The sequence below is a fragment of the Paenibacillus algicola genome, assembly GCF_005577435.1.
Taxonomy (GTDB): Bacteria; Bacillota; Bacilli; order Paenibacillales; family Paenibacillaceae; genus Paenibacillus_AQ; species Paenibacillus_AQ algicola.
Genome location: NZ_CP040396.1, coordinates 3101017 through 3113957, shown reverse-complemented (window position 1 = coordinate 3113957; position 12941 = coordinate 3101017). Strand labels below are relative to the sequence as shown.

General features: G+C 51.6%; 6 protein-coding genes. All 6 read left to right on the top strand.

Annotation, left to right across the window (positions count from 1 at the left end; all coding sequences use genetic code 11):
* The first annotated feature begins 78 nt into the window (after positions 1–78).
* The 6 genes from E6C60_RS14540 (at position 79) to E6C60_RS14515 (ending at position 12920) form a co-directional block, all read left to right on the top strand.
* The gene (locus tag E6C60_RS14540) at positions 79–2541 is read left to right on the top strand and encodes a glycoside hydrolase family 2 TIM barrel-domain containing protein (protein WP_138226497.1); all 2463 of its coding nucleotides are present in this window, start codon (positions 79–81) and stop codon (positions 2539–2541) included.
* 18 nt (positions 2542–2559) lie between these two features.
* Positions 2560–4068, top strand: a complete 1509-nt coding sequence (locus E6C60_RS14535; RefSeq protein ID WP_138226496.1) for a sulfatase family protein — start codon at positions 2560–2562, stop codon at positions 4066–4068.
* Between the two features lie 311 nt (positions 4069–4379).
* Entirely contained in the window at positions 4380–5345 is a 966-nt protein-coding gene (locus E6C60_RS14530; protein ID WP_138226495.1) for an ABC transporter permease, read from the top strand.
* Positions 5346–5358: 13 nt separating this feature from the next.
* A complete protein-coding gene (locus tag E6C60_RS14525; RefSeq protein WP_138226494.1) occupies positions 5359–6243 on the top strand; it encodes a carbohydrate ABC transporter permease in 885 nt (294 codons plus the stop codon).
* 98 nt (positions 6244–6341) lie between these two features.
* Entirely contained in the window at positions 6342–8006 is a 1665-nt protein-coding gene (locus E6C60_RS14520; protein ID WP_233281016.1) for an extracellular solute-binding protein, read from the top strand.
* 72 nt (positions 8007–8078) lie between these two features.
* Positions 8079–12920, top strand: coding sequence for an S-layer homology domain-containing protein (locus E6C60_RS14515; protein WP_138226492.1), 4842 nt, complete (start codon positions 8079–8081; stop codon positions 12918–12920).
* Positions 12921–12941: the final 21 nt, after the last annotated feature.

Below are 12941 nucleotides of genomic sequence, written 5' to 3'. Positions count from 1 at the left end.
TCACAGGCCGATGATTTACCTGAAGTAGGGTCTAAACAGTGAGTATTCAGGCTGCAATCAAAGAAAGGAGATCAATGAATGAGAGGCATACCTTGGAATGAGGATTGGCGTTTTACACTGGAGGAGCCCGAGGCTCCGCATCTTTTACATACTGATGATTCTACCTGGCGTACGGTGCAGCTGCCGCATGACTGGAGCGTGGAATTTCCGTTTGATCCGGAACTTGAGGCGTCTACAGGTTATCTTCCGGGCGGTACCGGCTGGTATAGAAAGCGCTTTATAACTTCGCCGGAGATGACGGGACAGAAGGTGTTTCTTAACTTTGATGGCATCTATAACCGGGCAAGCATCTATTGCAATGGCAGCCTTGTTCGCTTTCATCCCTTCGGCTACTCCCCATGCCTGATTGAAATTACCGATCAGTTGAACGGAGCCGGCGAGGAGAATGTTATTGCCGTCAAGGTAGACCGGACCCGGTATGCCGACAGCCGCTGGTACACAGGCTCGGGCATTTACCGGAAAGTGGCGCTTCACCTTCTGCCACAGCTTCATATTCCGGTATGGGGCACCTATCATACGACGCCCCGGCTGGATGACGAAAAAGGCACGCTGCTAAGCCGGATTCAGCTAAACAATGATTCCGATGATCAGAAGATACCGGAGATCAGAATAACCGTTTACCGTCCTGATGGACAGCAAGCAGCTTTTCAAACCAGAGTGATAGCCATCCCTTCAGGGGAAGGGGTGAAGCTTGAATTTGAGCTGGAAATTTCCCAGCCGCAGCGGTGGGAGATTGAAGATGCCAGACTGTATAAAGTTGTAACCGTAATCATAGATAACGGGAAGGTTCTTCAAGAGGTAGAAGAACGTATCGGTTTCCGGGATTTTCGTTTTGATTCAGACAAGGGCTTCTTCTTTAATGGAAGAAGCATGAAGATCAAGGGGGTCAATCTTCATCATGATGGAGGGATGGTCGGCGCTGCGGTACCTCTGGATGTTTGGCGGCGGAGACTTCAGAAGCTGAAGGCGTGCGGCTGCAACGCCATCCGGACTGCACACAATCCGGCCTCCGAAGATTTTTTGGATCTGTGCGATGAGATGGGATTTCTCGTGCAGGAAGAGTTTTTTGACGAGTGGGATTATCCGAAGGATAAACGCTATAACGGAAATGAGCAGAGCGTGGATGACATCACGCAGGGTCATGCAGAGTTTTTCCGAGAGTATGCACAAGCTGATTTGCAGGATACGATGCGCAGAGATCGCAATCACCCGTGTATTTTTCAATGGAGCATCGGCAATGAAATTGAATGGACCTATCCGAAATATAACGCGGCGACCGGATATTTCGGCATGAGTGCCTCGGGCAATTATTTCTGGACATTGCCTCCGAACAGTAAGGAGACGATATCCGAGCTAATCTCTCGTATGCCCCGTGACCGGTATGACATTGATACCACAGCAGGCATGCTGGTGCGCTGGACGAAGGAGCTTGATACCACAAGGCCCGTCACCGCCAATTGTATTCTGCCCAGCGCCAGCTATGAATCCGGCTATATTGATCAGCTTGATCTGGCTGGCTACAGCTACAGAAGGGTCATCTATGACTACGGGAAGCGGTATTACCCGGACAAGCCGATTATGGGCACGGAGAATGTAGCCCAGTGGCATGAATGGAAGGCGGTTTTGGAGCGGGAGCATGTTGCCGGAATCTTTTTGTGGACGGGGATTGATCATATGGGGGAAGCGAGACGAAAGCCGTTTCCACTTAAGGGCTCTGAGGCAGGGCTGCTGGACCTGGCCGGGTTCGACAAGCCCTCTTATCACATGTTCAAAAGTCTGTGGAGTGAGGAGCCTCATCTGTACATTGCTACCCAAACACTGGAGAAATCATTATATCAAATGAGCGCATCTGGAGAGCTGGTAGAGCGCATTGAAGGCGGGTGGCAGGAGCGCGTATGGTTCTGGCATGATGTGTTTGCCCATTGGAATTACTGTGATGAGGAACAGGTTGTCGTCGAAATGTATTCCAACTGTGAAGAAATTTGTCTGTATCACAATGACAGGCTTATTTCCGTACAGCGTCTTAGAGACTTTGAGGACCATATTTACAAGTGGGTGCTGCCGTTTGCTGCCGGAGAACTGAAGGCGGTCGGCCGGTGCGGAGACCAGGAAATTGTTGAAAGGCTTCGCACGGTCGGCCCGGTACACCGTATTCAAATTGAAGTGGATCAGGAGCAGGTGAAGGTGGACGCTGATTCAGTCGTTCATGTGACAGCGAACCTGCTGGATGCGAACGGAACAATCATCCGAAATCAAAATCTCTGTCTTCACTTTCAGGTGGAGGGAGAGGCCCGGATTCTGGGTGTGGATAACGGCAGTGCAGACAATGTCCAGCCCTTTCAGAGCACACGCCTGGTAACCGACCAGGGGCGGGGGCTGATGATTGTTCAGGGCTTGAGGCCGGGCACGCTGATGGTCCGCGCAAGCTGCGCCGATCATCACCTGGTGTCTAATACCTGCATCGTGAAAGTCAACGCTTAACAGGATGGGGGAATCCGAATGAGACCGAATTTTGTCGTATTTGTCGTAGATCAGATGCAAGCCCGCAGCCTGTCTCTGCATGGCCATCCCGATGTAAAGACGCCGAATCTGGATCAACTGGGCCGGGAAGGGATTTCTTTTGCCAGAGCCTACTGCAACAATCCGGTATGTATGCCCTCGCGGGCGACGCTGCTGACAGGGCTCACTCCTCGGCAGCACGGGTGCCTCACCAATGGAAATAAAGTGCCGGAATGGCTTCCTACCCTGCCTGCCATACTCAAACAGCACGGGTATGTGACCCATGCGGTCGGTAAGCTGCATCATCAGCCGGTTGGCTCGGTAAGTAAGGGCGGAGAGATGGAATTCTCTTGGGAGAGCCGGGAACGGTGGGAGCGTGGAGAGATTACGTCTCTTCCTCAAGGATACTATGGCTATGAAGCAACTGAGCTTGTCGGCGGCCATGTGGACTGCTATGGCGATTATTTAAGTTGGCTGGAGCAGGAGCTGCCGGGAGGCGGCCGGGCGCTGCTGAGAGAGGGATCGTACGCCAAGAATGAACAGTATGACCAGAATTGGAAAATAGACCTGCCGGAGCGGCTTCACTACAACCGGTGGATCGCACGCCGCTCCTCGGCATTCCTGGAGAGCCTTCGCTCCGATCAGCCATTCTACCTTTGGTGCTCCTTCCCGGACCCGCATCATCCGTTCGCAGCCTGCCGACCATATAGTGAAATGTACCCTCCGGAAGAGTTGACGCTGCCGGAGCACTGGGACACAGAGGCGGACTCGATCGATTTTCTAAAAGGGCTGAGAGACGTGCATCCCGGACACTCTGATTTTGATGAGCCGGTGCTGAGAGAGATTTTGTCTCAAACCTATGGCATGATTTCGCATGTGGACAGCTGCATTGGGGAGGTGCTGGGGAAGCTGAAGCAGCTTGGGCTGTATGAGAATACGGTGATTACCTTCATGGCAGATCATGGAGAATATTTGGGGTCGCACCGATTGCTGACGAAAGCAGAATGGCCGTGGGAGGAGCTGTTCAATGTTCCTTTCCTGTGGAAATCTCCGGGGAGCACCGCCCAGGGCGTGCAGCCAGAAGCAGTCGTCAGCCTGCTTGACTTTGTGCCGACCGTTCTGGATTTTGCGGGAATAGCTCCCTCTTGTCTCGATACTCGCGGGGTATATAGCGCCAAGCCTTGGGGACTTCCCGGGCGAAGCCTGCGTGCTGCCGTGGAATCCGGCGCAGCACTGGAGCCTCGGCCGGCGCTGATTGAATATGATGAGGATTGGTATGCCCCGGAGACGACCCGTCTGCGTTCCCTCGTGATGGAGCAGTATAAGCTGACGCTGTTTACAAACACAGAGGAGGGGCTGCTGTTTGATTTGGCCGCAGATCCTTATGAGCAACGGAATGTATGGTCAGAGCCGCAGTATCAGCAGCTGCGCTTGGAGATGACCGAGCGGCTATTGCGAGAGCTGATCCGCACCGATCGCCTGGATACCTATCGCATAACGGGGGCGTAGGCAAGGAGACGCTGAACGGAGTAAAGGTGGAATTTGGCGTTTAGCTGCTTGATACCCATGTGTCTAAAAAGCTGTTAAGAGCAGTTAGCACTTCGCTGACTGTTATTAACAGCTTTTCTTATATTCCTTTTAATTGGGGATTGACGTAAAATGATAGCGGTTTTATAATAAAAACGAAACAAGTTTCGATTAATTAAATATTACGTGTAATTATGGTTATTTGTTTCAAAAACTATCAAATAGTTGAAATCGCTTTCAAGAAGAGAGAGGTGAGCTTTCGGATCCAGATTATTTCAGAAGGAGTGCTAGAGATGCAAAAAGTGAATGAAGTCCAGAAGCTTCCTGCTCCGCTGCACAGGCAGACAACCCCGCTAAAGCAGAAAGCCGGACGCCTGCTAAAAAGCTATCAGCTATACCTGTTCGTACTTCCGGCTTTGCTGTATTACGTCGTTTTTCATTATGTCCCGATGTACGGTGTTCAGATCGCGTTCAAGAATTTCATGGCCTTTAAGGGCATTTCGGAAAGTCCCTGGGTCGGTTTTGAGCATTTTGAGCGCTTTTTTAATTCCTTTGAGTTTACCAAGATCATCCTGAATACGATTCAGCTCAGTCTAATGCAGCTGATCCTCGGCTTCCCGGCACCGATCATACTGGCACTGATGCTGAACCAGCTGATGCACAAGCGATTCAAGAAATTCGTTCAGACGATCATCTATGCGCCGCATTTTATTTCCACAGTCGTTATTGCGGGCATGCTCTTCCTGTTCTTGTCCCCCCAAACCGGCTTCATAAACAAGCTGATTGAAGGGCTCGGCGGAGAAGCGGTATTCTTCATGGGCGATCCGGGCTGGTTCCGAAGTGTCTATGTCTTGTCCGAGATCTGGCAGAACACCGGATGGGGCACCATTATCTATCTGGCTGCACTGACGTCCATCAGTCCCGAGCTTCATGAATCGGCCGTGGTGGACGGAGCGAATAAATTTCAGCGTATTGTGCATATCGACATCCCGGGCATTATGCCTACCGCAGTAATTCTGCTTATCCTGAGCACCGGGAACATCATGAGCCTCGGCTTTGAAAAGGTGTACCTGATGCAAACACCGCTCAACCTGCCCACCTCAGAGATCATTTCTACATACGTGTACAAAACTGGCCTGGTAGGAGCGCAATATAGCTTCTCAACAGCAGTAGGGCTGTTCAACTCCATCATCAATTTCGTAATTCTGCTCAGTGTCAATCAAATCGCCAAGAAAACATCGAACACGTCGTTATGGTAAGGACGAAGGAGGGATGACATTGTTCAAGCGCAGTCAGGCGGACATCTGGTTCGACCGAATCAATTTACTTGTCATTTTTACCGGGCTTATCATCATTATTTATCCGCTGTACTTTGTGGTGATAGCTTCCGTTACGGATCCCGGTGCGGTTCAGACAACACTGCTCTGGCCGGAAAAGTTCAGTCTGGATGGCTACAAGAAAATTCTGGAGAGCGAGAATCTCTGGATCGGCTACAAGAACTCATTTATCTACGCCATTCTGGGGACGGTCATTAATCTTGGCCTGACGCTGCCCGCAGCATACGCACTGTCCCGCAAGGATATGCCAGGCCGCAACACGATCATGCTGATCATTACATTCACCATGTTCTTCAGCGGGGGGCTCATTCCAACCTATCTGACCGTGAAGGAGCTTGGCATGCTGGATTCTGTATGGGCGATGGTTATTCCTAACGCTGTAGGCGCATGGAATCTGATTATCGCACGGACGTTCTTTCAATCCACCATTCCGGATGAGCTTCTGGAGGCGGCCAAAATGGATGGCTGCTCGGATGCCATGTTCTTCTGGCGGATGGTGCTTCCACTGTCTCAGGCCTTGATCGCGATCATGATTCTGTTCTATGGCGTAGCCCACTGGAACTCCTACTTTAATGCCTTAATCTACTTGCGAGACCAGGAATTGTATCCGTTGCAGCTCGTGCTTCGCTCGATCCTGATCGAGAACCAGATCCAGAATGACATGATGACAGATTTATCCTCCATGGGCGATCAGCTGAGAGCAGCAGAGCTGATTAAATACGGCATGATCATCATTGCGGCACTGCCGCTGCTGATTCTGTATCCGTTCCTGCAAAATTATTTCGTTAAGGGAGTCATGATCGGCAGCATCAAAGGCTAATGACATGTCGCTTCTAAAGCTGGTTAGGAGGTGAGTGCCCGGCGTCAACGACTCCTCTCTGTAAGCGCATAGAAACACCATTTTAGGAGGTCATGAATTTGAGAAATTGGAAACAATGGTTCATTTTGTTTATGGTCATGGTGATGAGTCTTTCCCTGTTAGCCGGCTGCTCGGGAGACGGCAGCGGATCCGATTCGAAGACATCCGAGAGCACCAGCAACACAGACACTTCCAAAGACCCGGAGGCACCGAATGGAGACAATGAGGGCGTATTTCCACTTAGCGAGAAAGTCACGCTGAAGATGGCAACCTGTAAGCATCCGAATAACGGGCCATTCGAGGAAATGGATTTCTTCAAGCAATATGAAGAGAAAACGAATGTGCAGATTGAATGGACAGATCTGGAGTTTGCGCAATGCGAGGAGCAGCGGAATCTTATTCTGGCCAGCGGAGATTTGCCGGATGCGTTCTATGGCACACTGGCCTTGTCTGGCAATGATGTGATCAATTACGGCGGCCAAGGCATGCTGGTACCGCTGGAGGAGTATATCAACAAGGAAACCATGCCGAATCTGACGGCTCTGATTGAAGCAAATCCGGAATTCAAGAGCATTATGACGGCACCGGATGGCCACATATACTCGCTTCCAAGCATCCGGGAGCTGATGCTGTGGCTCTCTCCGGATATGATGTACTTGAACAAGGAATGGCTGGATCAGCTCGGATTGGAAGTGCCGAAGACTACGGATGAGCTGAAGACGGTGCTGGAAGCATTCAAGACACAGGATCCGAACGGCAATGGCAAGAACGATGAGGTTCCGTTCTCTTTCCTATGGGATTTTGCCAACTATAATGTGAATGGAATCGGTTCCCTGTTCGGCGCCTTTGGACGCGCGGATTCTGCGAACCATATGTTTGTCGAAGATGGTAAAGTTGTTTTCTCGGCGATGGAAGAGGAATATAAAGAAGGCATCGCTTACTTCCATACGTATTTCAAGGACGGTCTGTTTGACAAGGAAAGTCTGGCTCAGGACCGCAATCAGCTCGTGGGCAAGGGCAGTGGTACCGAGCAGCGTCTGGGCGGCTTCTTTTCTTGGAACGCCTTCTCCATCGTAGGTGCGGAAAATGATCCTAAATATGTCGTAGTACCGGCCTTAAAGGGCCCGAACGGCGACCAGGTATGGAGAAAGTCACTGGGCAATAACCAGGGTGTCAATCCATTTGCCTTCTCGATGACAGCGGTGAACGAGCATCCGGAATTGACCATGCAGTGGATGGACCTCGCTTACGCTACAGATACGTCTATTGAAGCAGGCTGGGGGCCGATCGGCGTAACGCTGGAGGATAAAGACGGTCAGCTGACACTGAAAGAAGCGCCGGCCGGAATGACAACAGATCAGTATGTTTTCAAGACGGCACCGGTTGAAGCGCCTTATGCCATTCTTGAAGAAACGTATGGCACCCGCCTGGCTCTGGCAGAGAAGGATAAAATTAAGATTGACGGCATCAAAGAACATTATCTTCCTTACATGACTTCGGAAACGTTCCCGGGTGTGATGTTCACGGCGGAGGAATCCCAGAAGATTAAGACGCTGGATACCGATCTGAACAGCTATATTAGCCAGACCAGTGCAAAATGGCTGCTTGAAGGCGGTGTAGAGAAGGAATGGGACAGCTATATGGCCAACCTGAAAAAAATGAAGGTGGATGAGCTGGTTGCCATTTACCAAACGGCGTACGACCGCTTTATGAGCGCACAATAATCAAGTTACCCCGGGAACAGAGCAAGCTGCGCTGTTTCCGGGAGTTCTTCTAATAGAAGGGAGCCACTGATTTTGAACAGAAAAAAATGGAAGGGAATCCTTTCAGGGCTGCTCTGCTCGGCACTGCTCATTACTTCATTCTTTGCTTCAACTGCCCCGGCGGGCTATGCCGCGCCGAATATGGATGAGCTGCCGGAGAATATTCGTACAGACAAAGCAGACTTTGATACGATTCCGGAAGTCGCGGAGTTCTATAAGGCTAAGTTCGGGGAGGATGCAGTAGCGTATTTTAACAGCATCAATGGCGAAAGCCGGATTCAGCGGATGAATTTCCTGCAATATCCGGAGGGTCAATATTTAGAAATTAATGGAGAAGAGGTCATCGACATTCCAGACCAGGATGCCAGAATATGGCGTCTGTTCAGTGACGTCCGGTTCGAGGGCTCGGCAGCTCAGACGATGGAGCTGTACATTATCGATCCGAATGGTGTGGAAACCGAGTGGACAGTATTCAAGAACGGAGGCTGGAAAGACAAGCTCACGGGACTGTATACCAACTATACCAAAATGGGCTTTCAGGAATCGAACCCTTCCGAAGCGATTACCCATCCTTGGCTGATCAAGGACAACGGTGAGAATGTGTATGAAGGCTATAAGATGAAGATTAAAGGCAATGGTACGCTTCGCAGTGTGTATCACTGGGAAGAAGAAGGGGTACCCCTGGAGTTCGACATTTCCGCGTGGACCGTCCTTGGTGAAGATAAGGACATTCTTGACGTTTCCGTCGAAGTGGATGCGCTTACAAATCTGAGCATGAACGGTGTGAACAAGCTGCCGGAGGACGTGTTCAAGCGTTATCACATCAACAGCGGTCCGATCGGCATCGAGCAGGCGGGCGGAGAATTCACGGTACTGGATGAAGCCTATCACAAGACCACCAAAGATTGGGGCTTTATCCCGGGACGCGGGGCTTTCCATTATAAGCTGCTGACGGACTGGGCCGGGCTGAAGGAAGATCCGGCGCGTCCAGGCTATGCAGATTTCACAGAGGTCAACAAGATCTATACCAAAAGCCAGCCGGCCATTCATAAATTCGAAAGTCTTTATCCTTCGATCGGGAAAGATTACGTGCTTACGATGGATGGGTGGCCGAAATGGATGTGGGAAAATCCGGAATCCGGACAATCCGAGCATTTTGGTACCCCGGGATACGAGCATTTTGATGCTGCTGCTGAGGCTTCGGCCCAGCTGATCAAGAGCATTGATACTCGATTGGATGGCCTGGGGCCGAAATATGTTGAAGTGAAGAATGAATCCACAATTCCGCAGGAGTGGTGGTTCCTTCAATCCGAGCCGGACAAGGCATGGGGCTATTTGTCTGAGTTCCACAACAAGGTAGCAGCAGCGGTTAAAGCAAAGAATCCTGATGTTCTCGTAGGCGGACCGAGCAGTGCCTTTATGTACCTGGAGAAAAATGACTTCGATGAGGCTCGCGCTCAGTTGAAGTTTATGGATGAAACCAAGGATTCACTGGATTGGTACTCCCACCATTTCTACGAGAATGCCAACCTGTTCATTCATGACCGGGAAAACAACTCGGACGGCTTCCTGAGCGGACGGCTGGAAGCGGTACTGGATCTGCTGAACGCGCATATGGTGAACACCGATAACGTGAAGCCGATTTACATTACCGAGGAAGGCACGTACAACACCGCTGGAAGCGATGCAGACTATTTTCAAAAGCTGGTTGCCTTTAATGGTTACATGCTTCGCTTCATGAACTATTCCGATTCGATCGGCATGCTGGTGCCTTACCTGTATCCGATTATTAACTGGAAACCGGACTCTACCGGCACGTTCTACAAATATAACGAGAACAAGAATGGCCTGCTGGAAGAGATGACGCCGATGGAAGCATATCTGGATATGTGGAAGGACTACCGGGGCGCCTATCTGCCTTCGCAGTCCGATCATGAACGCGTCCACACGAATGCGGTGCGGTATAACGACAAGCTGTATGTCGCCGTGCATAATCTGAATGCCCAGCGGGTCCATCTTGACCTGGATGTGCTGGCAGGGAATGCCAACATTGATAGCGTAACAAGAAAGCATTTCTTCCTCGAAAAAGGAGAACTGACCTATGAGGAGGACACGGTTACAGACCTGGAGGACGTGTATATGCGCGTCCAGGAAATGAGTATTTTTGAAATTACGCTGGACTCCAATCCTGACTTTACCGGAACATGGAACCGGGAATTTGCTTATGCCTCCGAGGAACTGATTCCGCTGAGTGATCAAGCGCCTGCTGTGGTGACGATCCAGCAAGATGCAGCACAGCTTGCCAAATCCACACTGCGGATCGGCTTTGGCAAAACAGGCAGCGGCTTCGCCGGGGATATGACGGTTGTGGTCAATCCGGGTGAGCCCGAAGAGCAAACCTTCATTAAGGATCTAAACTACACGAATAAGCCTGGAAACCTGTTGACGTATGCGGAGTTTGAGCTGGAGCCTTCAAAGGTGCTGGCCCAGAACACAATTGAGATTAGGGTGCCGGATCGCGGCGGCTATGTGACGAGTGTCCAGCTCATTCAGTATGATGAGCAAGCTGCTCCTTCGGGTGTGGACACGGAGGCACTTCGCCAGCCGATCGCCGAAGCGAAATCGACGCTGTCTGAAACCGTAATCTCCGCTACCGGTAATGAAGTGCAGCCGGGAGCAGTCTGGATTAAGCAGCATATTCACGATACACTTTCGATCGAAGTAACCAAGGCTGAGATTGTAGCAGAGGATGTCCTGGCAACGGCGGAAGAGGTAGAATCTGCGGTGATGAACCTGAATAAGGCTATGGCGATTTTTGAGCAGTACGCCACCGTTAAATCAGAGCCGACCGGAAGCCGCGGAGCACGGTTTTCTTTTGAAGACGGCGAATCTGCAGCCTACACATACGATGCAGATTCTGTAACGGCCACCGTCGTGTCGCAGAACGCAACGGAGGGTTCCCAAGCGCTGAAGGTTGATTTTGACAAGCTCACTTCTTATGCATGGGATTCTACCGGTAAATATTCCGGCCGTCTGACGTTTACTGCGCCGGAGGAAGGGTGGAGCCTGGGCGGCAAGCCATTCACCTTCGATGTGGCCAATCTGAACAATCAGGCTGCACAGCTGCGCGTCGAGATTACAGACCAATCAGATCACAAGGGAATCTATTATTATGCTCTGGCGGCAGGAGCGTCACGTAAAATTAGTATTTCTGAATTTCAAAAAGCATCAGGAACCTGGTTAGCAGATGGCAATTTCCCGAGAACGGCGGATATTGACACTGAGAATGTGAAGTCCATTCAATGGTATGTTTTCAGTCCAACGCAGGCACCGATTGATCGGTCATCCCTGGTCTTTGATCATGTGGTGATCGGAGTTGCAGCGACAGCACCGGAGCCTGAGCCGGAGCCTGGGGAACCGCCGGTAGATCCGGAGGAACCGCCGGTCACGCCAGGAGTGCCGCCGGTAGATCCAGAGGAACCGCCGGTCACGCCAGGAGTGCCGCCGGTAGATCCGGAGGAACCGCCGGTCACGCCAGGAGTGCCGCCAGTAACGCCTGCACCACCTGCCGCTCCTGCTCCGCCTGTTGTCCCTCCGGGCTCCGGCAGCACCGTCAAGGAATCGGAGATTACGATTCTGATCAACGGCAAGCCATCCCGTAGTCTGGCTAGCCAGGTTGTGGAGAACAGGGACAGCAGATCCGTTACGACAGTAACCTTGAATGCTTCCTCGTTGAAGGAAAGTCTGTCGCAGGCTGCGAACGGCTCAACACTCCGTATTCCGGTCAGCGGAAGCTCTCACGAGGTTGCCGGTGTGTTCAGCGGCGAGGTACTGGAAGAGCTGGGAAATAAAGAGGTGACGATCGAGCTGGTGTCGGAGCAATTCGCTTATATGCTGCCCGTGCAGCTTCTTCAGACCGAGCGGGAAGCGGCCGCAGCGAAAGAGAAGCTTCCTTTAAAAGAGATCGGAATGGACATCCGGATGAGTCAGCTGGAGGAAGCTGACATGGCGCCAGTGAAGCGGTCGGCTTCGGCAAAAGGCTACACCTTGGCAGCTCCGGCCTTCCATTTTGAGATCAGCCTTAGCTATAACGAGAAGACGACAGCCGTGAACGCGTTGAACGGGTTCGTGGAAAGAGCGATTGCTCTGCCAGACGGTATTGCCCGGGATGATGTTTCCACTGGGGTAAGGTACATGGATCATGGAGCGTTCACGCATGTGCCAACAGCCTTCAGCACGATTAACGGCCGGGATTATGCCGTGATGAACAGCATGTCCAACAGCATCTATACGCTGCTCTATCATACTGCCGGCTTCACAGATGTACAGAATCACTGGGCCGAGGCAATCATTCAGAACCTGGGCTCGCGACTGATTGTGGAGGGCGTAGGAGCAGGCGATTTTGAGCCCAATCGAAGTGTAACACGGGCTGAATTTGCAGCCATGGTTGTCAAAGCGCTGGGACTGCATACCCTCGAGGGAGGCACTGTATTCCCTGATGTGGAGGCAGGCAGCTGGTACAGTCCTTATGTAAATGCGGCAGCACAGCTGCAGCTGATTGCCGGCTATGATCATGGCCAGTTCAAGCCGCTGGACAGCATCACGCGGGAACAGGCTATGACGATTCTCCAGCGAGGCATGCATGTAGCGGGTATGGAGGCAGAAGTGGAGGCTTTGGAAGCCGAAGCGCTGCTTCGCAGCTTTACGGACGCAGGCACAGCATCTTCTTATGCCAAGAGCAGCCTGGCTGCAGGCATCAAGTCCGGCCTGCTTCTTGGACGCGATGGCAGCAAGCTGGCACCGAAGGCCTATGTGACCCGCGCCGAAACCGCCGCCATGCTGGAACGGATGCTGAAGAAGGCGGGCTTAATTTAAAAAGACCTGTAATCGTAAAAA